The sequence below is a fragment of the Streptomyces sp. NPDC101225 genome (assembly GCF_044767585.1).
GTDB lineage: Bacteria > Actinomycetota > Actinomycetes > Streptomycetales > Streptomycetaceae > Streptomyces.
Window position 1 is genome coordinate 44,766 of record NZ_JBIWOE010000042.1, and the last position, 24,080, is coordinate 68,845.

General features: G+C 72.3%; 24 protein-coding genes and 2 pseudogenes. 13 read left to right on the forward strand and 13 right to left on the reverse strand.

What is annotated here, in order from left to right:
• Positions 1–85: 85 nt before the first annotated feature.
• Together ACIRPX_RS37745 and ACIRPX_RS37750 are read left to right on the forward strand one after the other, a co-directional pair.
• Complete coding sequence (locus tag ACIRPX_RS37745) at positions 86–1,141, forward strand: fatty acid desaturase family protein (RefSeq protein ID WP_404203866.1); 1,056 nt, start codon at positions 86–88, stop codon at positions 1,139–1,141.
• Positions 1,142–1,272: 131 nt separating this feature from the next.
• Positions 1,273–1,455, forward strand: a complete 183-nt coding sequence (locus ACIRPX_RS37750; protein WP_404203868.1) for a hypothetical protein — start codon at positions 1,273–1,275, stop codon at positions 1,453–1,455.
• Positions 1,456–1,710: 255 nt separating this feature from the next.
• Here the strand turns inward: ACIRPX_RS37750 and ACIRPX_RS37755 are convergent, their stop codons facing one another.
• The 3 genes and pseudogenes from ACIRPX_RS37755 to ACIRPX_RS37765 form a co-directional block, all read right to left on the reverse strand.
• Entirely contained in the window at positions 1,711–2,619 is a 909-nt protein-coding gene (locus ACIRPX_RS37755) for a hypothetical protein (protein WP_404203870.1), read from the reverse strand.
• A gap of 139 nt (positions 2,620–2,758) precedes the next feature.
• A complete protein-coding gene (locus ACIRPX_RS37760) occupies positions 2,759–3,055 on the reverse strand; it encodes a hypothetical protein (protein ID WP_404203915.1) in 297 nt (98 codons plus the stop codon).
• A 124-nt stretch (positions 3,056–3,179) separates the two neighbouring features.
• Positions 3,180–3,344: pseudogene (locus ACIRPX_RS37765) on the reverse strand (PadR family transcriptional regulator); the annotation flags it as partial.
• Here ACIRPX_RS37765 and ACIRPX_RS37770 point away from each other — a divergent pair.
• Positions 3,337–3,560, forward strand: a pseudogene (locus ACIRPX_RS37770) (alpha/beta hydrolase); the annotation flags it as partial. The pseudogenes ACIRPX_RS37765 and ACIRPX_RS37770 overlap by 8 nt on opposite strands.
• 67 nt (positions 3,561–3,627) lie before the next feature.
• Here ACIRPX_RS37770 and ACIRPX_RS37775 read toward each other — a convergent pair.
• Positions 3,628–4,227, reverse strand: coding sequence for a class I SAM-dependent methyltransferase (locus tag ACIRPX_RS37775; protein ID WP_404203872.1), 600 nt, complete (start codon positions 4,225–4,227; stop codon positions 3,628–3,630).
• Between the two features lie 152 nt (positions 4,228–4,379).
• Here ACIRPX_RS37775 and ACIRPX_RS37780 point away from each other — a divergent pair, with 152 nt between their 5' ends.
• From ACIRPX_RS37780 to ACIRPX_RS37795, 4 genes are all read left to right on the forward strand, one after another.
• Positions 4,380–4,922 carry an MHYT domain-containing protein gene (locus tag ACIRPX_RS37780; RefSeq protein ID WP_404203874.1) on the forward strand — a complete coding sequence of 181 codons (543 nt, stop codon included), beginning with the start codon at positions 4,380–4,382 and terminating at the stop codon, positions 4,920–4,922.
• A 34-nt stretch (positions 4,923–4,956) separates the two neighbouring features.
• Complete coding sequence (locus ACIRPX_RS37785) at positions 4,957–7,476, forward strand: nitrate- and nitrite sensing domain-containing protein (RefSeq protein ID WP_404203876.1); 2,520 nt, start codon at positions 4,957–4,959, stop codon at positions 7,474–7,476.
• Positions 7,473–7,910: a roadblock/LC7 domain-containing protein gene (locus ACIRPX_RS37790; protein WP_404203878.1), complete on the forward strand. Its 438-nt coding sequence runs from the start codon at positions 7,473–7,475 to the stop codon at positions 7,908–7,910. The genes ACIRPX_RS37785 and ACIRPX_RS37790 overlap by 4 nt, the downstream gene beginning before the upstream one ends.
• 160 nt (positions 7,911–8,070) lie before the next feature.
• Positions 8,071–8,676 (forward strand): GTP-binding protein, encoded by a 606-nt coding sequence (locus ACIRPX_RS37795; protein ID WP_404203880.1) that lies wholly within the window; start codon positions 8,071–8,073, stop codon positions 8,674–8,676.
• A 45-nt stretch (positions 8,677–8,721) separates the two neighbouring features.
• On the opposite strand, the gene ACIRPX_RS37800 is transcribed toward ACIRPX_RS37795, so the two are convergent.
• The gene (locus tag ACIRPX_RS37800; protein ID WP_404203882.1) at positions 8,722–9,150 is read right to left on the reverse strand and encodes a PPOX class F420-dependent oxidoreductase; all 429 of its coding nucleotides are present in this window, start codon (positions 9,148–9,150) and stop codon (positions 8,722–8,724) included.
• 94 nt (positions 9,151–9,244) lie between these two features.
• Here ACIRPX_RS37800 and ACIRPX_RS37805 point away from each other — a divergent pair, with 94 nt between their 5' ends.
• On the forward strand, positions 9,245–9,658 hold the full coding sequence (locus ACIRPX_RS37805) for a roadblock/LC7 domain-containing protein (protein ID WP_404203884.1): 414 nt from the start codon (positions 9,245–9,247) through the stop codon (positions 9,656–9,658).
• 125 nt (positions 9,659–9,783) lie between these two features.
• Complete coding sequence (locus ACIRPX_RS37810) at positions 9,784–10,848, forward strand: DUF6397 family protein (RefSeq protein WP_404203886.1); 1,065 nt, start codon at positions 9,784–9,786, stop codon at positions 10,846–10,848.
• Positions 10,849–10,948: 100 nt separating this feature from the next.
• Here ACIRPX_RS37810 and ACIRPX_RS37815 read toward each other — a convergent pair whose 3' ends face one another.
• Together ACIRPX_RS37815 and ACIRPX_RS37820 are read right to left on the reverse strand one after the other, a co-directional pair.
• On the reverse strand, positions 10,949–11,815 hold the full coding sequence (locus tag ACIRPX_RS37815; RefSeq protein WP_404203887.1) for an acyl-CoA thioesterase: 867 nt from the start codon (positions 11,813–11,815) through the stop codon (positions 10,949–10,951).
• A gap of 19 nt (positions 11,816–11,834) precedes the next feature.
• Positions 11,835–14,348 carry a DEAD/DEAH box helicase gene (locus ACIRPX_RS37820; protein ID WP_404203889.1) on the reverse strand — a complete coding sequence of 838 codons (2,514 nt, stop codon included), beginning with the start codon at positions 14,346–14,348 and terminating at the stop codon, positions 11,835–11,837.
• A gap of 145 nt (positions 14,349–14,493) precedes the next feature.
• On the opposite strand from ACIRPX_RS37820, the gene ACIRPX_RS37825 reads away from it, so the two are divergent.
• On the forward strand, positions 14,494–15,288 hold the full coding sequence (locus ACIRPX_RS37825; protein WP_404203891.1) for a metal-dependent hydrolase: 795 nt from the start codon (positions 14,494–14,496) through the stop codon (positions 15,286–15,288).
• A 14-nt stretch (positions 15,289–15,302) separates the two neighbouring features.
• On the opposite strand, the gene ACIRPX_RS37830 is transcribed toward ACIRPX_RS37825, so the two are convergent.
• From ACIRPX_RS37830 to ACIRPX_RS37845, 4 genes are all read right to left on the reverse strand, one after another.
• Positions 15,303–15,581 carry a type B 50S ribosomal protein L31 gene (locus ACIRPX_RS37830; protein WP_404203893.1) on the reverse strand — a complete coding sequence of 93 codons (279 nt, stop codon included), beginning with the start codon at positions 15,579–15,581 and terminating at the stop codon, positions 15,303–15,305.
• A gap of 57 nt (positions 15,582–15,638) precedes the next feature.
• A complete protein-coding gene (locus tag ACIRPX_RS37835) occupies positions 15,639–16,109 on the reverse strand; it encodes a DUF5709 domain-containing protein (protein WP_404203895.1) in 471 nt (156 codons plus the stop codon).
• Between the two features lie 270 nt (positions 16,110–16,379).
• A complete protein-coding gene (locus ACIRPX_RS37840) occupies positions 16,380–17,045 on the reverse strand; it encodes a hypothetical protein (RefSeq protein ID WP_404203897.1) in 666 nt (221 codons plus the stop codon).
• Complete coding sequence (locus tag ACIRPX_RS37845; RefSeq protein WP_404203899.1) at positions 17,029–17,631, reverse strand: RNA polymerase sigma factor; 603 nt, start codon at positions 17,629–17,631, stop codon at positions 17,029–17,031. The genes ACIRPX_RS37840 and ACIRPX_RS37845 overlap by 17 nt, the downstream gene beginning before the upstream one ends.
• A gap of 393 nt (positions 17,632–18,024) precedes the next feature.
• Here ACIRPX_RS37845 and ACIRPX_RS37850 point away from each other — a divergent pair, with 393 nt between their 5' ends.
• Positions 18,025–18,579, forward strand: a complete 555-nt coding sequence (locus tag ACIRPX_RS37850) for a hypothetical protein (RefSeq protein ID WP_404203901.1) — start codon at positions 18,025–18,027, stop codon at positions 18,577–18,579.
• A 52-nt stretch (positions 18,580–18,631) separates the two neighbouring features.
• Here ACIRPX_RS37850 and ACIRPX_RS37855 read toward each other — a convergent pair whose 3' ends face one another.
• Both ACIRPX_RS37855 and ACIRPX_RS37860 read right to left on the reverse strand, forming a co-directional pair.
• Entirely contained in the window at positions 18,632–20,413 is a 1,782-nt protein-coding gene (locus tag ACIRPX_RS37855) for an ABC transporter ATP-binding protein (protein WP_404203903.1), read from the reverse strand.
• Positions 20,410–22,422, reverse strand: a complete 2,013-nt coding sequence (locus ACIRPX_RS37860) for an ABC transporter transmembrane domain-containing protein (protein WP_404203905.1) — start codon at positions 22,420–22,422, stop codon at positions 20,410–20,412. The genes ACIRPX_RS37855 and ACIRPX_RS37860 overlap by 4 nt, the downstream gene beginning before the upstream one ends.
• A gap of 137 nt (positions 22,423–22,559) precedes the next feature.
• Here ACIRPX_RS37860 and ACIRPX_RS37865 point away from each other — a divergent pair, with 137 nt between their 5' ends.
• Both ACIRPX_RS37865 and ACIRPX_RS37870 read left to right on the forward strand, forming a co-directional pair.
• The gene (locus ACIRPX_RS37865) at positions 22,560–23,318 is read left to right on the forward strand and encodes a L,D-transpeptidase family protein (protein ID WP_404203907.1); all 759 of its coding nucleotides are present in this window, start codon (positions 22,560–22,562) and stop codon (positions 23,316–23,318) included.
• Positions 23,319–23,533: 215 nt separating this feature from the next.
• Positions 23,534–23,989: a DUF5707 domain-containing protein gene (locus ACIRPX_RS37870; RefSeq protein ID WP_404203909.1), complete on the forward strand. Its 456-nt coding sequence runs from the start codon at positions 23,534–23,536 to the stop codon at positions 23,987–23,989.
• The last annotated feature ends 91 nt before the right edge of the window (positions 23,990–24,080 follow it).

Below are 24,080 nucleotides of genomic sequence, written 5' to 3' on the forward strand. Positions count from 1 at the left end.
GGGGGTGGCGTCATGGTCGCGGAGGGTTGCTGATTCGTACGTTTCCTCAGGTCAGCCCGTTGCCTGAGAGAGTCGGAGTCCGGACATGCCCGAGCCCACCGCCGCCGTCGCCGAACCCCCGCGGAAAATCCGCGACGCTCCGCCCGGCGGAAGCGAGTTCGCACCTCTCCTGCGCACGGTCCGGAGCCAGGGCCTCCTGGAACGGCGTCCGCTCTGGTACGCACTCCGCATCGCCGCCAACGCACTCGCCCTGACCGCCGTCGTCACCGGTGTCGCCCTCGTCGGCGACTCCTGGTGGTCGCTCCTGCTGGCGCCGCCGCTGGCCGTGTTCTGTGCCCGCGCGGCCTTCATAGGCCACGACGCGGGCCATTCCCAGATCACCAACGGCAAGGCGGCCGCCCGCGTCATCGGCCTGATCCACGGCAACCTGCTGCTGGGCATGAGCTACGCCTGGTGGAACGACAAGCACAACCGCCACCACGCCAACCCCAACCACATCGACAAGGATCCCGACGTCGTCGCCGACGTCCTGGTGTTCACCGGTGAGCAGGCCAAGGAGCGGTCCGGGTTCAGGCGCTGGCTGACCCGCAACCAGGCCTGGTTGTTCTTCCCGCTCACGCTCCTGGAGGGCGTCGCCCTGAAGGTCCACGGCTTCCAGGACCTGCGCCGGCAGCCTCCCCGGGAGCGGACGGTGGAGGGCCTGCTCCTCGTGGCCCATGTGGCCGCGTACACGACCTTGCTGCTCGTCTCGCTCTCTCCGGGCAAGGCACTCGCGTTCGCCGCCCTCCACCACGCGCTGTTCGGCCTGCACCTGGGACTGGCCTTCGCTCCCAACCACAAGGGCATGGAGATGCCCGACCCGGACGGCGAGCGCTGGGGGCATCTGCGCCGGCAGGTGCTGACCTCGCGCAACATCCGCGGCGGCGTCCTGACCGACTGGTTCCTCGGCGGCCTCAACTACCAGATCGAGCACCACCTCTTCCCCAGCATGCCCCGGCCTCATCTCCGTCGCGCCCAGCCCCTGGTGCGCGCGCACTGCCTGGAGTTGGGTATCTCCTATGCGGAGACCGGGCTCGTCGATTCCTACCGGCAGGCACTGCGTCATCTGCACGAGGTGGGAGAGCCGCTCCGGGCGCGATGACCGGGCGGTCTCTCAGGGACGAGTCGGGGTCGCGCATCAGGGACGTCTCAGGGTCGCGGTCAGGAACCGCGGGCCGCGCGGGTCCGTTCTCAGGACAGAGAGCGGCAGTGGCCGCGAAGGAGGCGACGCACATGTCGAAGAACGCGAAGATCGCGGCGGGGGGTGTGGCGGTCGGGATCATCCTGCTGATCTGGCTGCCGTGGTGGGCATCGCTCCTGATCATCCTGGGAGTGCCGGCCGCCGCCTACCTCACGCTGGACCCCTCACAGCGGCGCAGGCTGCGCCGCGTCACCCGCAAGGAGCTCGGCCGCTGACGTCCTGCCGCACGTCTTGGGGCACGGGATCGGCCGGGCCGGCTACCCCGCAGGAGCAGACCCCGTCCCCGCCCGCGGACCGCGCGACCGTGTGGTCCGCGGGCGGCCGGGTCTCCTGTTCCGCTGCTCCGCCAGGAGGGCAGGGCGCCGAAGGCCGAGCGGCAGCAGCCAGGATCGGCCGCAGCCGGTCCGGTACCCGACGGCCCCGGCACCTCAGGTGGGTCACCCGCATAGGCGGCTCACCCGAACGGGGACTCAGATGGGCCGCACGGCCATCTTCTCGAGGGCGTCCAGGAGCCCGGGCAGCTCCGGTCCGCGGCCGACCGGCAGCACCTCGCCGGGCTCCGCGTCGAGCAGCACGAACGCGATGTCGTCGGTCCTGGCCACCAGCGACCAGCCGGGGCCGTCCGCGCGCAGCGTCCGCGCGTCCCCCGGGGCGAACGAGGACCGGACGCGGCCGAGCGGCGGCGGCGATTCCACGTACGCGCGGACTTCGGCGAGCACGCGGCGCACTCCGCCGTGCCCCTTGGACCCGCCGGCCTGCTCGTCCTGGTCGGCCCGCTCGTCCATCACTGCCACGGCCACGGCTTCTTCCGCGTCCTCGGCGGACCCGGGCGCGGGTTCCGCGCTGCCGGAGGTGTCCGCACCGTCCGGGACCGAGAAGTCCGAATCGCTGATCTGCTCGCGCCAGACCGCCCACTGGAGCGCGATCTCGTCGGCGCCCAGCCGCCGCTGGGCCGGTCCCCACGTGCTCGTGTCCGGCGGCGTCAGCGGCGGCCCCTCCGCGGCCTCGGGGCCCGGGTCGTGCGGCGCGGGCACGTTGGGCGCCGCGACGGCGACCGCGAGGGGCCAGCCCGGCAGCGCGGCGACGACCGACCGCTCGTCGGGCGAGAGGTCGTACTCCATTCCACAGTCCCAGGAGGCGATGGCCACCGCGACCAGGGAGACGTCGTCGACCACGACGGTCCACCGGGCGCCGTCGCCGTCCTGGCCGAGCACCAGGCCGTACCCGTCGGCGAGCGGCGCGAGTCCGAGGGCCGCGCAGGCCTCCGGATAGTCGTCGCCGAGCACGCTCGGGAACTTCGCCGGCGTCAGAAGTACCGCCGTGAGCACATAAAGCGCCTCGTCCGCGGCGGCGACGGCGTCCTCGTCCGTCCCGGCCATGCCAGCCTCCCCATCGATTCATCCGATCGCGCGCACCCTAGTGCGAGTGGAAGCAGCTTGTCACGACTCGCAAGAACACGTGGACCTGCAGTTTTCCGGCTGGACGGGGCGAATCGACCACCTGTGCCCCCTGCACGTGTCAGGCCGCCGGGAGCCCCAGCAGCGTGCGGGCCACCGTGCCCGGTGACTCGTCGCGCTCCCGCGCCAGGGCGATGACAGCCCTGCAGGCCAGCTCGTTGACCCCGAACGACAGGGCTTCCGGCGAGACCCAGCCCGCCGCCTCGTCGATGCGGTCCTGGTCGTCCTCCGCGCAGGCCGAGACGTACGCGGCGGCCGCTTCGAAAAGATTGTGTGTACGTTTGTCCCGGCCGTTGCTCAGGTCCGCGCGAACGGCGTTGAGGAATCTTGTACAGAACTTGCGCACCCTGCCCCACATGCTGACCGCCTTCCCCCGGCGTGGTAGCCCGCGGCTGATCGTTCGATCGTCCATCTCCTGCTACTCAAAGTAGAGTTGGAGTTCCGGCGGCAGAAGGGGGACCGGACGGTGAAGCAGAAGTGGATCAGCCGTCCAGCGCCCCGATCGTCTCGCGCGGCCGGCTGACCTCGGCCCGGGACGTGGCACGCGCGATGGTCAGCAGCCCGGGGCGGAAGGGGTCGTCGAGCTCCTCGGCGCGCACCGGCCGGTCGCGGTCGTAGAAGAAGCCCGCCGGTTCCTCCAGGAATGCCGGGCTGCTCCGGGGGCCGACACCGCCCGTGCGGCAGGTCCTCGAAGGTCTGCCGATGGAGCGCGCGTATCTGCAGGGCGAGCTGAGCGGCGCACTCGCGGGCAGCCGGGCGCTGAGGCCTCCGGGGTGCGCGTGGTGACGGTGGCCGGAGCGGGCCACAACGTCGTGTTCGACAACCCCGACGTCTTCGCGGCGGCGGTCGCGGGTCGCTCCTGAGGCTCAGCCCTCCCCGTGCGGCGGCTCGGCCGTCCGGTACGGCGGCTCAGGTCTCGCGCAGGGCGGCTCAGCCTTCCCGTACGGCCAGTGCCAGGAACCGGGCGTCCTCGTCGACGTAGGACGTCATGCGCCAGCCCGAACCGGCCAGCAGCGGGCGGAGGTTGGGCTCCGCCCGCAGGTCGTCCGGTGTGATCCGGCGCCCCTGCCGGGCCGCCAGCGCCGCCCGGCCGATGGGGTGGAACAGCGCCAGCTTGCCGCCCGGGCGTACCACCCGCGCCAGCTCCCGCAGGTTCGCGCCGGGCTGGGGCAGGTGGGGGATGAGGCCGGCGGCGAACACCGCGTCGAGCGTGTGCGAGCGCAGCGGCAGCGCGGCCACGTCGGCGAGCAGCAGCCGGCCGTCGTCGTCCCTCCCGGCTCGTACGGCGGCCTGCAGCATGGCCGGGGTCAGATCGGCCCCGACCACGACTCCCGAGGGCCCCACGGCAGCACGCAGCGGCGGCAGGGCCCTGCCGGTGCCGCAGCCGGCGTCGAGCACCCGGTCGCCCTCGCGCAGTCCCAGATCGGCGACCGCCGCGGCATAGGCGGGGCCGTCGTCGGGGAACCGGCTGTCCCAGTCGGCGGCACGGGCGCCGAAGAACTCTCGGACGTGTGTGTGGTCGTCGCTCATGTTCCGCATGATTCCTCACCGCCACGGATGACGCCGCAGTGCACACGTTCGAGCGTGACGCGGTCGTTCAGTTGCACCTCTGCGTCATCTTCCAACAGCTTTCGAAATGCGTCCCCTGGGAGCACCCTTGGGGGGTCTAGCGTCCCTGGGCCATGGAACACCTGGACCATGCCGCGTTCGCACGGCGGCCCCCCGTGCCGTCGTACGCGATGGCGTGCACGGGCGCCGCGCCGGAACCGCGCTGCACCCTCCGCGCGCCGCTGCTCGGCGGACTCGTCACCGGGCTCGGTGTGTCGGGCGCGTACCACCTGGGCGCGGCGGCGCTCCAACTGCAGGGCCAGGGTTGCTACGCCGCCGCACTCGTCGCACTCTCCGTCGTGATCGCCGGGCTCGCGGCGACCGCGGCCCTGTGGGCGGAAGCCGACGGCAGGCCGCCGCTCGCCGTCACCGCCGCCTCGCTGATCACGGGTGCCGCGGTGAACGGCATGCACCACACCGGCATGCGCGCGGTGAGCGTCCGTGTCACGCCGTCCGACCGGCCCCTGCCCGGGGCCAGGGCGGTGCAGTTCGTCTTCCCGCTCGGTCTCGGTTCCTGCCTGTCCTTGACCTCGGCCTTCGCCGCGCTGTCGCCGACGACCGGGGAGCGCGAGGCGTCCGCCTCCTGCCGGTGGCCGGTCGAGAGCACCGCCCACTAGGCCGGTCCCCACCACCTGCCCGAGCGAGGAGGCCATGCGTACACCCCGATGGACACCGGGCGCCTATCCGTCGCCCCCACCTGCGGTGCGCGGCCGTCGCGCCCATGCCGGTCCACCCGCCGACGAGGACCAGGAGGAGCCCGAGGACGGCGCCACGGGCGGTGCGCCCGCGCCGGACAACCGCCGGCGGATACGGCCGCGCACGGTCCGCGCGAAGATCGTCTGCTTGTTGATCGTGCTGGTGGTCCCGCTGCTGGCGCTGTGGTCGTACGCCGCCGTCACCACCGCGCAGGACATCGCGCGCCTGAGGCAGGCGCAGCGCGTCGACACCCGGATCCGCACCCCGCTCGCCACGGCCGTCGCCGCCCTGCAGGCCGAACGCACGGCCGCCGTGCGCTGCGCGAGCGACCCGGCATCGGGACAGTGCGGCGCCTACCGGAAGCTCACCGCTCGCACCGAGGTGTCCATCGACGGACTCCGGCTCGGGGACGACCACACGGTCGCCGACGGCCAGGAACTCCCCGGCGGAGCGGCTCGCAGGCTCGCGGACTTCGTCGCCGGTGGCGATGGACTGCGTTCCCTGCGCACCTCCGTGCGCGACGGCCGAGCGGACTGGAAGGTGACGTACGCGCAGTACACCAAGATCATCGAAGCTGCCTTCGGCGTGGACGGCGCGCTCACCGGCATCCAGGACCGCGGTACCGGCTCCGACGCGCGCGTGCTGCTCGAACTGTCCCGCGCGGGTGAGGCGCTGGCGCAGGAGGACGCGCTGCTGGCCGGCGTCCACCCGGCCGATGCCCTCGGCGGTGAGCGGCTGCGGCTGTTCACCGGGGCCGTCGCCACCCGCCGTGCCCTCACCGACGCAGCCGTCGCCGACCTGCGCGGACCGCAGCGCGCCGCCTGGCACAGGCTCGCCGGCAGCGGCGCGTACGCGGCCCTCGGCACCACGGAGGCCGCGACCGTCGACGCCACCCTGGGTCCGCTGACCGCCGCACCCGGCACCACCTGGAACGACGCACACGCGCGCGTGCAGGACGGGATGTGGGGCATCGAGCGGAACGCGGCCCACGCCGCCGTGGACCGGGCTGCACCTTTCCGCCAGGCCCTGCTCACCCCGGCCGGTTCCGCCGTGCTCTTCGGTCTTCTGGCGATCATCACCGCTCTCGCCGTCTCGCTGCGCATCGGACGCGGCATCGTCGTCGAGCTGGTGGACCTGCGGGACAACGCCCAGGAGATCGCGCGGCGCAGCCTGCCCGAGGCGATGCGCAAGCTGCGCGCGGGCGAGGAGATCGACGTGCGGGCCGAGGCCCCGACCGGGCGGCCCGCCCAGGACGAGGCCGGACAAGTCGCGGCGGCTCTCGCCTCGGTTCACCGCGCCGCTCTGCGGGCCGCCGTCGAGCGCGCCGAACTCGCCGACGGCATCTCCGGGGTCTTCGTCAACCTCGCCCGCCGCAGCCAGGTGCTCGTCCACCGCCAGCTCAACCTGCTCGACAGCATGGAGCGCCGCTCCGGCGACCCGAACGAACTCGGCGACCTCTTCCGGCTCGACCACCTCACCACCCGCATGCGCCGCCACGCCGAGAGCCTGATCATCCTCTCCGGGGCGGCACCGGGCCGGGCCTGGCGCAGGCCGGTTCCGCTGACGAGCGTGGTGCGCGCGGCCGTGTCCGAGGCCGAGGACCACGCGCGTGTGGAGGTACGGCAGTTCCCCGTGGCGTCCGTCGTCGGTGCGGCCGTCGCCGACCTCACCCACCTGCTGGCCGAACTGATCGAGAACGCGGCACTGTTCTCGCCGCCCCACACACGCGTACGCGTCATCGGCGAACCCGTCGGCAACGGCTACGTCATCGAGATCGAGGACCGGGGCCTGGGCATGGGCACACAGACCCTGGCCGAGGCCAACCGGCGCATCGAACAGCCCGCGGCACTCGACCTCTGCGACACCGACCGGCTCGGCCTCTTCGTGGTCGGCAGACTCGCGGCCCGCCAGGGCATCAAGGTGCACCTGCGCACGTCGCCCTACGGCGGCACCACCGCGGTCGTGCTGCTGCCCACGGCACTGCTGCGGGCGGGTGCCGCCGAGCGCGCGGCGGACCAGGTCGCGGAGGCGTCGCCTGCCGTGGCACGCACGTACGCGCGCACATCCGATGCCGCACCGCACCAGGAGTCCGTCCCGGCGACGGCAGAACGGCCCGCACTGGTGGCGCACCCGCCGGGCGCGGCGGAGACGACGTCCGACCCTCAACCTCCCGGAGTCACCACCTTGCGCCTGCACCGTCCCCCGGTGGACACCGAAGAGTCCGAAGACCTGCCACGCCGCGTACGCCAGGCGCACCTGGCCCCACAGTTGCGCGCCCGGAGCACCGAGGAGCCGAACGGGACATCGGCCTCCCCGGCCTCCCCGCGCGAGGACCGGCGTACCCCCGACGTCGTCCGCGAGCGCATTACGGCCTACCGGGACGGCTGGCGGCGCGGCGGCGGCAGGCAGCCCGGCCGTGGCGCAGGCCCGGATCCCGCACCTCGCAGCGACAGCAGCGAAGGAGACCGCGCGTGATCCAGGACCCGAACCCGAGAGCCGCCCGGCGGTCCGGCGAACTGGACTGGCTGCTGGACGACTTGGCCATGCACGTGCGCGAGGTGCGGCACGCCGTGGTGCTCTCCAACGACGGCCTCGCCGTGGGCGCCTCGACCGAACTGCGCCGCGAGGACGCCGAACACCTCGCCGCCGTGGCGTCCGGCTTCCACAGCCTCGCCAAGGGGACGGGGCGGCACTTCGGCACCGGCGAGGTGCGCCAGACCCTGGTGGAGATGGACGACGGCTTCCTGTTCGTGGCCGCCGCGGGTGACGGCTCCTGCCTCGCCGTGCTCACCGCCGTGACGGCCGACATCGGCCTGGTCGCGTACGAGATGGCGCGGCTGGTCAAACGCGTCGGTGAGCACCTGTACACGCCGACGCGCGGCATCGCGCACCCGCCCGCCGGCCGGTGAGGCGGGGTGGTGTGGGGCGCGGGGTGGGGCCGGTGAGGCGCATCCGTGCGCCAGGACAGGACCGGCGGCCCGCGCGTGCCGTGCGGCCGGTGAAGCGGACGACGTCGTGATGATGCCCAGTTGCGCCGGCCAGGGCCGGCACTCCCGAGAGAAGTGATCGATGGTCTTCGAGTACTCCGATGCGGCCAGCGGCGAGACGGCCCCGCTGGCCCTGAAGATCCTGGTCGCCGGCGGCTTCGGCGCGGGCAAGACGACCCTGGTGGGCGCGGTGAGCGAGATCAGGCCGCTGTGCACCGAGGAACTCCTCAGCGAGGCCGGCCGGTCGGTGGACCGCACCGGCGGCGTGGACCAGAAGGTCACCACGACCGTCGCCATGGACTTCGGCCGCATCACCATGCGGTCCGGCCTCGCGCTGTACCTCTTCGGCACGCCCGGCCAGGACCGGTTCTGGTTCCTGTGGGACGAGCTGGCACACGGTGCGCTCGGCGCCGTGGTCATGGCCGACACACGGCGACTCGCGGACTGCTTCCCGGCGGTGGACTTCTTCGAGCACCGGAGCATCCCGTTCGTGGTGGCCGTCAACTGCTTCACGGGCAGCCGCACCTACGAAGCCGAGGACATCTCCTGCGCGCTCGACCTCGACAGCGGAACACCGGTGGTGCTCTGCGACGCCCGAGACCGTGCGTCCGGCAAGGACGTGCTGATCAGCCTCGACGAGTACGCCGGGCGGATGCACACCGCCCGGCTGCTCAATTCAGTCGGCTGACAGGTGATGTCCCCCGGCCGGGGAGCGTCCGCCCCACAGACACCCTCAGTTGGCGACGCCGTTCAGGGCCAGGACCTTGTCGATCGCCACGCGGACGAGGAGTTCCCCAGGCACGCCGTTGCGCTCCCCGAACTCCTCGGCGCGGTCCTCACCCATGTACCGCGCGCCGATGCGGGCTGCCCAGTGCCGCAAATCCTCGGGATCCTCCGAGATCCGGGCACGGCCGTGCAGCACGACGAAGTCGAAGGGCGGCCGGTCGTCGTCGACACACAGGGCGACCCGGCCGTCCCGGACCAGGTTGCGCCCCTTGACGCTGGTGCCGGCGGTGTTGAACACCAGGTCGTCGCCGTCGAGCACGAACCAGATCGGCGTCACGTGCGGGCCGCCGTCCGCCCGTACGGTCGCCAGCTTCGCGGTGCGGGTGCCGTACGACAGGAACGCCCGCCACTCTTCCTCGGTCATCTTCTGAGCCATGGACCTATCCTCCTTGCCCGTGGGCCGGTGGTGGTGAAGGCTGGCGAAGAGATCCTCCGGCCAGGGAGGATTCGTCACACGGGGAGACCGGAACATGGCGCACAACCAGGGACTTGACTGGCTGCTGGACGATCTGACCGAGCGTGTCGAACATGTACGGCACGCCTTGGTCCTGTCCAACGACGGGCTGGTCACGGGAGCGAGCACGGGGCTGCGGCGTGAGGACGCCGAGCACCTCGCCGCCGTCTCGTCCGGACTGCACAGCCTGGCCAAGGGCTCGGGACGCCACTTCGGCGCGGGCAGAGTGCGCCAGACCATGGTCGAGTTCGACGACGCGGTGCTGTTCGTCACCGCCGCCGGGAACAGCAGCTGTCTGTGCGTGCTGGCCGGTGCGGAGGCCGACATCGGCCAGATCGCCTACGAGATGACCCTTCTCGTCAACCGGGTCGGAGAGCACCTCGACGTGGAGACCCGGCAGGCCGAGATATTTCCGACCTCAGACTCCTGACCTGCAGTTTCGTCGCCTCCCGTGGAGTTGTCCACAGGCCCGCCACAAGATCCGCCGAAACGGCTACGGTTTTTCCGAGGCCGCGCGGACGGCGCGGACCAGGCACTCCACGGGGGAGACCGACCATGTCAGGCAACACCGTCACACAAGCGCCCAGCACGTTGTGCACACCGAGCCGGGCGGCGCGCGAACTGGGTCTCAGGCGGGGGGAGTTCGACCTCGCCGTGAGTCTCGGGCACATCCGCGCCGTGCCCGACGAAGGAGGCGGGGGCCTGCGGGTCGCCCGCACCGAGATCGACCGACTGCGCGCCGAGGAGGGGTGTCCCGAAGCGTTGAGGAAGCGTGTCGAGGCCGTGGGCACCAGGGAGGGTGCGGAGCTGCTGGGGGTCTCCTACGGCAGGTTCACCCGGCTGGCCCGGCTCGGCGTCGTCGTGCCGGTCAGGTTCTACCTCAACCGCTACCGGGCCGTCGTCTGGCTCTATCTGGCCGAGGAGCTGAGGCAGTTCGCGGCCGACGAGACCAACGCATCGCTGCTGGGCGGCCGTACGCCCTCCGATCAACGGGAGCGGCTGGAGAGGGGGCTGGATCTGCGGCCCCGGACCTGGCGGGGCCGGCACCTCGGATTCCTGCGGCGGCAGGCCGGCGACCACCCGTGGGCCTGTGCGGCGGCCGTGGCCTCACAGCTCGACGACGTACAGGTCGCGGAAATCGTGCAGGATCCCTATGACCGCGCTCACTTGAACCGGTTCCGGCCCAGGCCCGCCGCGCACAGCACCCCCGGCTCGCCCGCCGCCCAGCTGGCCGAGAGCCTCACCATGGCCCAGGACCCGGACGAGATCGGCTGGCTGCGAGCGGATCTGGCCCAGGCGGTGAAGGAGGCGCGCGCACTCCAGCCTGCGCCGCGCCCGGCTGACGGATCACGCCCGGCCACCCCATCACGCGCGGCTTTCGCAGCAGTCCCGCCTTCCGAAGCGCTCACGAGTGCCGAGGTACGTCCGGCTGCCGAGGCACGTCCTGCGTCCGGATCGCGCCCGGCCCCTGGACTACGCCCGACGCCGACGCCCTCGTGCTCGGTTCCCAAGCCACCGCGTGCCACGCTCGCACCGTCCGCGGACCGGATTCCGCCGGTCCCCGAGGAACCGCCGCGCTCACGCGGCTTGCTGCGCCGGCTGCGTCGCAGGACTGAGTGAGCTCCAGCGCGAAAGCCGCGGCACGTGAACCGAAATTGCGTGAGCCGCACCGCGTGCGGCACGGCGCGTGAGCCGCACCGCGTGCGCCCTGGCGCATGACCTACAGCGCCCGGAACAGCCCTTCCTGCACCACGGACACGAGCAGCCGGCCCTCCACGTCGTAGATCCGGCCGCGCGCCAGCCCGCGGCCGCCCGTGGCGATCGGTGACTCCTGGTCGTAGAGGAACCACTCGTCCGCGCGGAAGGGCCGGTGGAACCACATGGCATGGTCCAGCGACGCGATGTCGAAGCTCCGTGGTCCCCACAGGGGTTCGACCGGGAGGCGGACGGCGTCCAGGAGGGTCATGTCGCTGGCGTAGGTCAGCGCGCAGGTGTGCACGACCGGGTCGTCACCGAGGGGCCCGACCGCGCGCATCCACACGGCGCTGCGCGGCTCGGCGTCCTTGGCCTCCTCCACGGTCCAGCGCAACCGGTCCACGTAGCGGATGTCGAAGGGCTGGCGCCTGGCCATCCGCTCCAGCTGCTCGGGCAGCTCACCCAGATGATCCCGGACCTCCTGCATCACCGTCGGCAGCGACTGCGGGTCCGGGACCTTGCGGGCCGGCGGCAGCTGATGCTCGAAGGGTCCTTCCTCAGGCTTGTGAAAGGAGGCGGTGAGATTGAAGATCGTGCGGCCCTGCTGCACGGCGGTGACCCTGCGGGTCGTGAACGACCTGCCGTCGCGCACACGTTCCACCTGGTACACGATCGGCACACCGGGACGGCCCGGGCGCAGGAAGTACGCGTGCAGCGAGTGCACCGGACGGTCGCCCTCCGTGGTGCGGCCGGCGGCGACCAGCGCCTGGCCCGCCACCTGGCCGCCGAAGACCCGCTGCAGGGACTCCTGCGGGCTGCGTCCACGGAAGATGTTGACCTCGATCTGCTCCAGGTCGAGCAGGTCGACGAGGCGCTCGGCCGGGTTCGTCATGGGGGAAGCTCTCCTTGGCTCACAGCTGGCCGACGTCGGTGACGCGGACGACCGCGCGGCCCTCCGCGTCCGAGGCCGCGAGGTCGATCTCCGCGCTGATGCCCCAGTCGTGGTCGCCGCTGGGGTCGGCGAAGGTCTGGCGCACGCGCCACAGGCCGTGCTCCGCGTCCTCCTCGATGCGCAGCAGCCGGGGGCCGCGGGCGTCGGGGCCGGTGCCCAGGTCCTCGTACTCGTCCCAGTACTTGTCCATCGCCTCGCCCCACGCGTCCGCGTCCCAGCCGGCGTCGGCGTCCATCTCGCCCAGCTCGTCGACGTGGTCCAGGGCGGCGAGCTCGACGCGGCGGAACATGGCGTTGCGGACCAGGACCCGGAAGGCGCGGGCGTTGCTGGTCACGGGCTTGACCTCGTCGGCCCTCTCCTGGGCCTCCTCGGCGGTCATCACCTCCGGGTTGGCCAGCTGCTCCCACTCGTCGAGCAGGCTGGAGTCCACCTGGCGGACCATCTCGCCGAGCCACTCGATGAGGTCCTGCAGGTCCTCCGACTTGAGGTCGTCGGGGATGTTGTGGTCCAGGGCCTTGTACGCGCTGGCGAGGTAGCGCAGCACGATGCCTTCGGTGCGGGCCAGCTCGTAGAAGGACACCAGCTCCGTGAAGGACATGGCCCGTTCGTACATGTCGCGGATCACGGACTTCGGCGACAGCGGGTGGTCGCCCACCCAGGGGTGGCTCTTGCGGTAGGTGTTGTAGGCGTGGAAGAGCAGCTCCTCCAGGGGCTTGGGGTAGCTGATGTCCTGGAGACGCTCCATGCGCTCCTCGTACTCGACGCCGTCCGCCTTCATCGCGGCCACGGCCTCGCCCTTGGCCTTGTTCAGCTGGGCGACGAGGATCTGCCGCGGATCGTCCAGGGTGGACTCCACGACGGACACCATGTCCAGGGCGTAGGACGGCGAGTCGGGGTCGAGGAGCTCGAACGCGGCGAGCGCGAAGGTGGACAGCGGCTGGTTGAGCGCGAAGTCCTGCTGCAGATCCACGGTGAGGCGGACGATGCGGCCCGTGGGATCCGGCTCGTCGAGCTTCTCGACGATGCCGCCGTCCAGCAGGGAGCGGTAGATGGCGATGGCGCGCCGGATGTGCCTGAGCTGCTGCTTGCGCGGCTCGTGGTTGTCCTCCAGCAGGTGGCGCATCGCCTCGAAGGCGTTGCCGGGACGCGCGATGACCGACAGCAGCATCGTGTGCGTCACCCGGAAACGGGAGGTCAGCGGCTCCGGGTCGGAGGCGATGAGCTTCTCGAAGGTGTTCTCCGTCCACCCGACGAAGCCCTCGGGCGCCTTCTTGCGCACGACCTTGCGGCGCTTCTTCGGGTCGTCGCCCGCCTTGGCGAGCGCCTTCTCATTCTCGATGACGTGCTCGGGCGCCTGCGCGACGACGTAGCCCGCCGTGTCGAAACCGGCCCGTCCGGCGCGCCCCGCGATCTGGTGGAACTCCCGGGCGCGCAGCGTGCGCACACGGCTGCCGTCGTACTTGGTCAGGGCCGTGAACAGCACCGTGCGGATGGGGACGTTGACGCCGACGCCGAGTGTGTCCGTGCCGCAGATGACCTTCAGCAGGCCGGCCTGGGCGAGCTTTTCCACCAGACGCCGGTACTTGGGCAGCATGCCGGCGTGATGCACGCCGATGCCGTGCCGGACGTAGCGCGAGAGATTGCGGCCGAACTTGGTGGTGAAGCGGAAGTTCCCGATCAGGTCGGCGATCTGGTCCTTCTCCGCGCGCGTGCACATGTTGATGCTCATCAGCGCCTGTGCCCGCTCCACGGCCTGCGCCTGCGTGAAGTGCACGATGTAGACCGGGGCCTGCTTGGTGGCCAGCAGCTCGGTCAGCGTCTCGGTGAGCGGGGTGAGCTCGTAGGAGTAGGACAGCGGGACCGGTCGGGTCGCCGAGCGGACCACCGCGGTGGGGCGGCCGGTGCGCCGGGTGAGGTCCTCCTCGAACATCGACACGTCGCCGAGGGTGGCGGACATCAGGACGAACTGCGCCTGGGGCAGCTCCAGGATCGGGATCTGCCAGGCCCAGCCGCGGTCGCCCTCGGCGTAGAAGTGGAACTCGTCCATGACGACCTGGCCGACGTCGGCGTTCTTGCCGTCGCGCAGGGCGATCGAGGCCAGCACCTCGGCGGTGCAGCAGATGACGGGGGCGTCGGCGTTGACGGACGCGTCGCCGGTCAGCATGCCCACGTTCTCGGTGCCGAACAGCTTGCACAGCTCGAAGAACTTCTCCGAGACCAGCGCCTTGATCGGGGCTGTGTAGAAGGTGACCTCGTCCCGGGCCAGAGCGGCGAAGTGCGCTCCCGCCGCGATCATGCTCTTGCCGGAGCCGGTGGGCGTCGACACGATCACGTTCGCGCCGGAGACCACCTCGATCAGCGCCTCCTCCTGGTGGGGATAGAGCGTGAGACCGCGCTCCTCGGCGTACGACTCGAAGGCCTCGTAGAGAGCGTCGGGGTCGGCGGTCGGCGGGAGCTGATCGATAAGGGTCACGCACCCATCTTGCCTGGCGTCCTCCCTCATGGGGGAATCGGTTGCCGGTACGAAGATCATGACCAGTACGCTGTGAGGCCGACGGCGTGTCAGCACACCCGGTCAACTGGACAGCGGCACACGAGGAATGGGGCGGGCAACGGCCATGATGGGACCAGCACACTCACTGTCGGGCGCCGCGGCCTGGCTCGGGGTCGGCGCGGCGGCCGCCGCGGCCGGGCACCCGATGCCCTGGCCTGTTCTCCTGGTCGGCGCGCTGATCTGCGCCGGAGCCGCTCTCGCTCCGGACCTGGACCACAAGGCGGCCACCATTTCCAGGGCCTTCGGGCCCGTCTCGCGCGGGCTGTGCGAGATCGTCGACAAGCTCTCCTACGCCGTCTACAAGTCGACGCGGAAGCCGGGCGACCCGCGTCGCTCCGGCGGCCATCGCACCCTCACCCACACGTGGCTGTGGGCGGTCCTGATCGGGGCGGGCACGTCGGTCCTCGCCATCACCGGTGGCCGCTGGGCGGTCCTGGCCATCCTCTTCATCCATATGGTGCTGGCCATCGAGGGCCTGCTGTGGCGGGCGGCCCGGGGATCCAGCAGCGACGTTCTGGTCTGGCTGCTGGCGGCGACCAGCGCGTGGATCCTCGCCGGTGTGCTGGACCAGCCGGGCAACGGCTCGGACTGGCTGTTCACCGAGCCCGGTCAGCAGTACCTGTGGCTGGGGCTGCCGATCGTGCTGGGTGCGCTCGTGCACGACATCGGGGACGCGCTGACGGTGTCCGGCTGCCCGATCCTGTGGCCGATCCCGGTGGGCCGCAAGCGCTGGTACCCCCTCGGTCCGCCGAAGGTCATGCGGTTCCGCGCGGGCAGCTGGGTCGAGCTGAAGGTGCTGATGCCGGCGTTCATGCTGCTGGGCGGCGTGGGCTGCGCGGCGGCGCTGAACTTCATCTGAGGCGGGGGGCTGCCTCAGCTCCCGCTGCCCGTGCCCGTGCCCTGGCCCGCGGCGCCGCCGTAGCGCCGCTCGAACTGGGCGATGCGGCCCTCGGGGTCGACCGTGCGCGCCTTGCCGGTGTAGAAGGGGTGGCTCTCGGAGGAGATCTCCACGTCCACCACCGGGTAGGTCTCCCCGTCGTCCCAGTCGATGGTCTGGTCGCTGGAGGCGGTGGACCGGGTCAGGAAGGCGTAGCCCGCGGCGCGGTCGCGGAAGACGACCGGGTGGTAGTCGGGTTGCTTGTCCTGCTGCATACGTGCTCCTTGAGTGGTGGGCGCCGGGGTCATCCGGACATCGTCACCCGGACGTGGTCAGCCGGACAGGGCGTCCTCGTCGACGACGTGCATCGCCGCCTCCTCGGCGGACGCCGCGGCGCCGTCGATGCCCACGTCGGTGGCGATCAGCGCGCTCTCGTCGTCCTCGTGGGCGCCCTCGTCGGGGGCGACGAGACGCCCGGAGCGGCGGTCGCCGACCTCGTTGTCCAGAAGTTCGCCGTCCGAGCCGTCACAGTCGCCGAGGCCGTCACCGTCGGACATGACGAGTTCGGGCGTCTCCTCGGAGAGCCGCTGTTCCAGCGTCTCCCCCCGTCTGGCCTCCGCGGCGGTCACGCCGTCGTGCTCCACCGCCCACGGCCGCTCCGGAGGGGACCAGCCGCGATCGAGGGGGTCTTCGACACCGTCGTCGACCAGCGTGTCCTCGGAGTCGAGAATGCCCGAGTCGTCCTGGATCTCGGATCCGTCGGGCTGGTAGACGTCGTCTCCCCATCCGTCGGCGCTGTTCACGGATACCTCCAGTGGTGGGGAAGGGCCCGAACCGCGCCGGACGCCGGGCCGCGGCCGCGCGGAGCACCCGCTGCGCCCGGGAGGACCGACGCTCCCCGGACGCTCCCCGAGCCGGTGCCGCTATCCAGCCTTCCACCCCCTTTCGGGACTGCGCAACGGCACGGCGGCAGGAGTCACCCGGCAGCTGGTCCGCGCCGCACTCGGCGGGTCCCGACGGGTTCCTGCCGATCCCGGCCGCACTCGGCCGTTCCCAGCCGGTGCCGGCCGTTCTCAGCCGGACAGGGCGGCCGAGGACCATACGTGGCCGTCGTCCGTCACCAGGTCGACGCGGTGGATGGAGGACGCCGACCCGTAGGCGATCCAGGTGGCCCGGCCGGACGACGGCATCCACCACTGGCCGGCGTCGCGGGTGGAGCCGTCCTTGAGCAGGAGCCGGCAGGTGTAGTGCGTGCCGGGGCTGCCGGAGGTGATCTGCATGACGACCACGCGTTCGCCGCCCGCGCTGCTCGGCTCCACCGTGCCGACGCGGGCGCCCGAGCCGGTGACCAGTGCGGCGCCGTGTTTGCTGGGGGCGACCTGGACCGGGGAGGAATCATGGTGCAGCAGTGCCGTGCCGACGGTACCCAGGCAGAGCCCGGCCGCGGCCGCAGCGGCGACCAGCAGCGGGGTGCGGCGGCGCCACCGGCCGGGGGAGGGGCGGCGCAGTTCCAGCCGGTCCAGCACCCGGGAGTCGAAGCCGGGCGGGGCCGCCACCACGGGAGCGGCCGGAAGGACGGCGTCGACGGCCGCGGAGAGGTCGTCGTAGGCGGTGCGGCAGGTGTCGCAGGTGGTGAGGTGGCGCAGGACTGCCGCCGGTTCGCCCGGGAGGGTGCCGAGGGCAAGGGCGGTCAGTTCGTCCTCGTCGGGGTGGCGTGCCCGGTCAGGGTGGCGTTCCATCGCGGCTTCCCTCCTTCAGGGTGTCGCGCAGCCTGCGCAGGCCGGTGCGGATGCGGGTCTTGGCGGTGCCCAGGGGGATGTGCTCGTGCCGGCCCACCTCGGCGGCCGTGCAGCCGCCCAGTACGGCGAGGGCGACCGCGCGGGCCTGCTCGGGGGGCAGGGTGCGCAGGCGGGCGACGGCTCGTTCGCTCTCCAGGGCGAGCAGGGCCTGGCGGGCGGTGCCGTCGGCGTCGGCGCCTGAGCTCAGGGTCGCGTCCAGGAGCCGTTCCAGGGTCTCGGTCAGCACCGGGGTCGGGCGGCGGGCCCGAAGGGCGTCGATGGCGGCGTTGCGGGTGATGGCGAGCAGCCAGGTGAGGGCGGAGGCCCGCCGGGGGTCGTAGGTGCCCGCGGCCCGCCAGGCCCGGACGAACACCTCCTGGCTGACGTCCTCGGCGAGGGCCGGGTCGCGGGTCACCGATACGGCCAGGCCGTAGACCGCGTCCTGGAAGCGGCGGACGAAGGCGAGTGCCGCCTGCTCGTCGCCCAGCGCGAGACCGGCGACGAGCGAGGCGTCGTCGACCCGGTTCGCACGCGGGAACAGCTCCATGTCCAACGGTACGTACGAAAGGGGCGAAGGGATTGAATCCGCCGCGACGCAATCCGATCGAACCGACGGCGGGGCGAATGACGGACCGGACCGCAGGGCGATCGACGGACCTGACGGCGGGGCGATCGACCGACCGGACGGCGGGGCGATCGACGGACCTGACGGCGGGGCGATCGACCGACCGGACTGCGGGGCGATCGACGGACCGGACGGCGGGGCGATCGACCGACCGGACTGCGGGGCGATCGACGGACCGGACCGTGGGGCGAACGGCCGACCGGAGCGCGGGGAGATCGACGGGCGCGACCGTGGGGCGAGCGACCGAACCAGCGGCCGTGCAATCCGCCGGGGGCCCTCGCCCGTACATCCTCCGTCGGAACGGACGGAGAGATCATGGGCATCAGCAGGATCACCGTGGCCGGGTTCGCACTCGCGTCGGCACTGGCGCTGGCCGGCTGCGGCAGCAGTGGGAGTGGAGGCGGCGGAAGCCATGCGGGCGGCCAGGCGCCGGCCGCCATGGACACCTCCACGATCAAGGTCAGCAGTTCGCCGCTCGGCACCATTCTCACCGACGGCGGCGGACGCACGTTGTACCTGTTCACCGAGGACGGCAAGAACACCAACTCGATGAACTGCGACGCGGCGTGTGTCAGGCTCTGGCCGCACATGGAGGGCAAGCCGCACGCCGGCAAGGGCGTGCGGTCGAGCCTCATCGGCGCCACGGGCGGTGGGAGCAAGGCGCAGGTGACGTACGCCGGACACCCGCTGTACTACTACGCCGGCGACCACTCGGCCGGGGACGTGAAGGGCCAGGGCATCGGCAGGATCTGGTACGTCATGAACGACAAGGGCGCGCCGATCAGGACGGCCGCCCCGGCGCCGAGCACCACGGGCAACAGCAACAGCAACAGCACCGGCGGCAAGGGCGGCGGCGGTTACGGCTACTGACCCGGCCGGGAGCCGCCGTAGGGCAGCCCCCGACCGGTGAGTGGCACCCGGCTCACCCGTGCCACGACCGCCACAGCGCCGCGTACGCGCCATCCGCCGTCACCAGTTCCTCGTGGCTGCCGAGTTCGGCGATGCGGCCGTTCTCGACGACGGCGATCACGTCCGCGTCGTGGGCGGTGTGCAGGCGGTGGGCGATCGCGACCACCGTGCGGCCGGCCAGGACGCGGGCGAGGGACCGTTCGAGGTGGCGTGCCGCCCGCGGATCGAGCAGCGAGGTCGCCTCGTCCAGGACCAGTGTGTGCGGGTCGGCCAGCACCAGCCGGGCCAGCGCGATCTGCTGGGCCTGGGCCGGAGTGAGGGCCTGTCCGCCCGAGCCGACCTCGGTGTCCAGACCGTCGTCCAGCGCCCGCGCCCAGCCGTCCGCGTCGACCGCGCCGAGCGCCGCCCACAGTTCGGCGTTGACGGCGGAGGTCCGGGCCAGCAGGAGGTTGTCGCGCAGGGAACCCACGAAGACGTGGTGCTCCTGGTTGACCAGGGCCACGTGCGAGCGGACGCGTTCGGCGGGCATCTGCGACAGCTCGGCGCCGCCCAGGGTGATGTGGCCGTCCCGGGGCGCGTAGATGCCCGCGAGCAGCCTGCCCAGTGTGGACTTGCCCGCGCCGGACGGGCCGACCAGCGCCAGCCGGGTACCGGGCGCGACCCGCAGCGACACCGTGCGCAGCACGTCCACGCCCTCGCGGTAGCCGAAGTGGACCCGGTCCGCGTGCACATCGCGGCCGTCGGGGGCCAGCGCCGCCTCCCCGGCGTGCGGCTCGATGTCGCGCACGCCGACCAGCCGGGCCAGTGACACCTGCGCCACCTGCAGTTCGTCGTACCAGCGCAGGATGAGGTTGACCGGGTCCACGAGCATCTGCGCGATGAGTGCGCCCGTGGTCAGCTGGCCCACCCCGATCCAGCCCCGCAGAACGAACACCCCGCCGATCATCAGCACCGACCCGAGCACGGTGGCATGGGTGAGGTTGAGGACCGGGAAGAGCACGGAGCGCAGCCACAGCGTGTAGCGCTCCCAGGCCGTCCACTCCTTCACCCGGCGGTCGGACAGCTCGATGCGGCGGTCGCCGAGGCGGTGGGCCTCGACGGTGCGGCCGGCGTCGACGGTCTCGGCGAGGGCGGCGGCCACGGCGGCGTATCCCGCGGCTTCCGAGCGGTAGGCGGACGGTGCCCGCCTGAAGTACCAGCGGCAGCCGATCACCAGCAGCGGCACCGCGACCAGCACGGCGGGTGCCAGCGGCGGCACCGTGACGACGAGGCCGCCGAGCAGCAGCAGCGCCCACACCACGCCGATGGAGAGCTGCGGCACCGCCTCGCGCATCGCGTTGGCGAGCCGGTCGATGTCCGTCGTGATGCGGGAGAGCAGGTCGCCGGTGCCCGCCCGTTCCAGCACGCCCGGCGGCAGCCCGACCGACCGGACGAGGAAGTCCTCGCGCAGGTCGGCCAGCATCCGCTCACCCAGCATCGCGCCGCGCAGCCGCACCTGCCGTACGAAGACGCCCTGGACGATCAGCGCGAGCACGAACAGCGAGAGGGTGAGCGGCAGATGGAGCTCCCGCGCGCCCTCCGACACCCGCTCGACGAGATCGCCCAGCAGCCACGGGCCCGCCATCGAGGCGACCACGGACACCATGTTGACGGCCATCAGGATCAGGAAGGCGCGGCGGTGGCGCCCAAAGAGTTCTGCCACGTAGGCGCGTACGGTCGCCGGGGCGCCGACGGGCAGGGTGTTCGCCGTCGTCGGGGCCGCCGGGTCGTAGGCCGGTGGCGCGACGCCGATCATGCCGACTCCTCGATTTCTTCTTTGCGTTCGTTCATGGCCAGGACGCCGCCCAGGGCGGCCTCTTCGTCCGTCTCCCGGGTCACCACGGCCCGGTAGCGGGGCTCGGTCCGCAGCAGGTCGCGGTGCACGCCGACCGCCGTGACCGCGCCCTCGTGCACCAGCACGACCCGGTCCGCGTGGTCCAGGAGCAGCGGTGAGGAGGTGAACACCACCGTCGTGCGCCCCTCCCGCAGGCCGCGCACGCCCCGTGCGATGCGCGCCTCGGTGTGGGAGTCGACGGCCGAGGTCGGCTCGTCCAGGACGAGCACCGCCGGGTCGGTGATCAGCGACCGGGCCAGCGCCAGCCGCTGCCGCTGCCCGCCGGACAGCGACCGACCGCGCTCGGTGATCCGGGCGTCCATCGCGTCCCCGGTCTCCGGCGAGCCCTGCGCGAGCGCCTCCAGGACGTCCTCGCACCGGGCGGCCGCCAGCGCGTCCCGCGCACTGACGCCACCCGAGGCGGGCACGTCGAGCAACTCGTTCAGCGAACCGGACAGCAGCACCGGGTCCTTGTCCTGCACCAGTACGGCCTGACGGGCCGAGTCCAGCGGCACTTCGTCCAGCGGCACACCGCCGAGCAGGACGGACGTGCCCTGCTCGGCCGGGTGGCCGCCCAGTCGCTCGGCCAGCCGCCCCGCCGCGTCCGGGTCACCGCACACCACGGCGGTCAGCCGTCCCGCGGGAGCGAGCAGCCCGGTGGCGGGGTCGTACAGATCACCGGCCGGCACGCCTTCCGGGCGCGAGCCTTTCAGCGCGCCCTCCGGCTGCGCGTCCTTCGGTGCGCCGTCCGGGCGCGAGCCTTTCAATGCGCCGTCCGGGCGCGAGCCTTTCAATGCGCCGTCCGGGCGCGAGCCTTTCAATGCGCCGTCCGGGCGCGAGCCCTTCAGTGCGCCGTCCGGGCGCGAGCCCTTCGGTACGCCGTCCGGCTGGGCGCCCTCCGGCACATCGGCCGAGCCCATGCCGTCGATGCCGGTGGCCCGCTCCAGCGACAGCACGCGCGCCGCCCGCCTCGCGGAGGGCCGCGAGAACGAGTAGGCCATCGCGATCTCCTCGAAATGGCGCAGGGGATATCCGAGCACCATCACCGAGCTGTAGACGGTGACCAGTTCGCCGACCGTGATCCGGCCCTGGCGCGCCAGATGGATGCCGTACCAGACCACCACGACCATCAGCAGTCCCGGCAGCAGCACCTGGATCGCGGAGATCAGGGACCACATGCGGGCGCTGCGCACGGCGGCGCGGCGGACCTCCTGGGAGGCGCTGCGGTAGCGGTCGAGGAACAGCTCCTCTCCGCCGATGCCGCGCAGCACGCGCAGGCCGGCGACGGTGTCCGAGGCCAGTTCGGTGGCCCGTCCCGCCTTCTCGCGCTGGAAGTCGGCGCGCCGGGTCGCCCGCGGCAGCAGCGGCAGCGCGGCCAGTGCCACCACGGGCAGGCCCACGGCGACGACCAGGCCGAGCGCCGGCTGGTAGACGAGCAGGGACACGCAGACGACCACGACGGTCAGCGCGGCCGCGGTGAACCGGGAGACGGCCTCGACGAACCAGCCGATCTTCTCGACGTCGCCGGTGGAGACGGCGACGACCTCACCGGCCGCGACGCGCCGGGTCAGGGCCGCGCCCAGCCGGGCGGCCTTGCGGGCGAGGAGCTGCTGGACGCGGGCCGCGGCCGTGATCCAGTTGGTGACCGCGGTGCGGTGCAGGAAGGTGTCGCCGAGCGCGATGGCGAACGCGGCGAGCGCCAACAGGCCGCCTGCCAGCGCGAGCCGGCTCCCCGAGCGGTCCACGGCCGCCTGGATGGCCATGCCGACGCAGAAGGGCAGTGCCGAGACCGACGTGAAGTGCAGCAGGCCCCAGGCCAGCGCCTTGACCTGGCCGCCCAGCTGATTCCGGCCCAGCCACCACAGGAACCGGGGACCCGAACGCGCGTCCGGCACGCCCGGATCGGGATACGGAAGGTCGTGAATCTGCATGACGGCTGACGTCCCAGTGGCTCGTGTCAGTTGGGTGACGGGGACCGCGAACGGCGGTAGCAAACCGTGAAAGGTTCGCCTCGCGGAGTGGTCGGAGGCAACAGGTTTTCCGACCCCGGGCCGTACAGAATGGGGCGATGCGAAAGAACGGTGCATCTCGTACGGCGGTCGCGGCGGCGGTCCTCGGAACCCTCCTGGCACTCACATCCGGCTGCGGCGGCGCACATCAGGGAGGCACGGGGGACAGGGCGGACGGCGGCGAGAAGGGCGCCGCGGGCAGCGTCGCGCTCACCCGCCCGCCCACCGCCGACCGGACCCGCACCATCCCCGGCATCGGCGACCGCCTGCACGGGCGCATCCCCGCCGACTCCCGCCAGGTCGTGGCGGTCTACGGCGTGAGCCGGAACTCCGCGGACGCCACGGCGGTGCTCTTCACCAGGCACGGCTCGGCCTGGGAGCGGACCCGCGGCTGGTCCGCGCACAACGGCAAGAACGGCTGGACCGCCGACCACCACGAGGGCGACCGGCGCAGCCCGATCGGTGTGTTCACCCTGTCCGACGCGGGCGGCGTCCTCGCCGACCCCGGCGCCCGCCTCCCGTACACCCGCGACGCGTCCTTCGCTGCCCCGCGCGAGTGGGCGAAGTCCCACTGGCACGACTTCGACTACGTCATCGCCATCGACTACAACCGCGTCAGGGGCACCGCCCCCGACGACCCGACGCGCCCCCAGGGCGACGCGAAGGGTGGCGGGATCTGGCTGCACATGGACCACGGCAGTGGTACGTCGGCGTGCATCAGCGTCTCCGAGTCGGCGATGAGGTATCTGCTGCGTACGCTCGACCCGGCTCTGCATCCGGTGATGGTGATGGGGGACAGGGCAGGTCTGAGGGCCTAGGCCGGTTCGCCCGAGCTCCGACAAGCCCCCATCACCCAGGGCGAGTTGAGTACTCGTACTCAGGCCCGGTGATGTACGGGCCGCGAGGATCGGTGGTGCCGGCGCGGACGAACGCGCCGGTATCACCCGGCCGCCCGGCGCGGGCGGACCGCCCAGCACGGGCCGGTCGGCCCGTCGCCGCCCAGGCGGCCCGATCCAGTCACGGAGAGCTCACCATGTCCCGTCGTCGTGTCGCCCTGTCCGTCGCCGCCGGTGTCGTCGTCCTCGGCGGTGCGGGAGCCTTCGCCGTCGCCCAGGCCGGTGAGCAGCCCCCGGCCCTCGTGCACAGCACCGCCCACTACACCGCGCCCACCGGCGACCGTGGCGGCTCGTTCACCTTCACCACCGGCGTCAGGGCGTCCTCGGGTGTCAAGAGCCTGAAGGTGCTGGCGTGGCCGGCCGGCTCGGCACTCGGCAAGAAGGAGCCGACCGCCGCGGAGATGACCGAGGTGGACTCCGCCACCTGCAGGCCCGCCGCCGACGGCACCGCGCGCTGCACCTACACCACCCCGGTCTCCGGCGCCGACGTCGCCACCTCCCCGCACGGAACCTGGCACATCGCGGTCCTGGCCACCGCGAAGAACGGAACGAAGACCCTCGACGCCAAGGCGGCGGACTTCAAGGTCGGCTAGAAGGCTCATGAAGATCTTGGTGAGGGGCTGTCCGGCCGTAGGCCGGGCAGCCCCTGTTCGCTATGCGGTGGCCGGGGTGATTTGCCAGCTG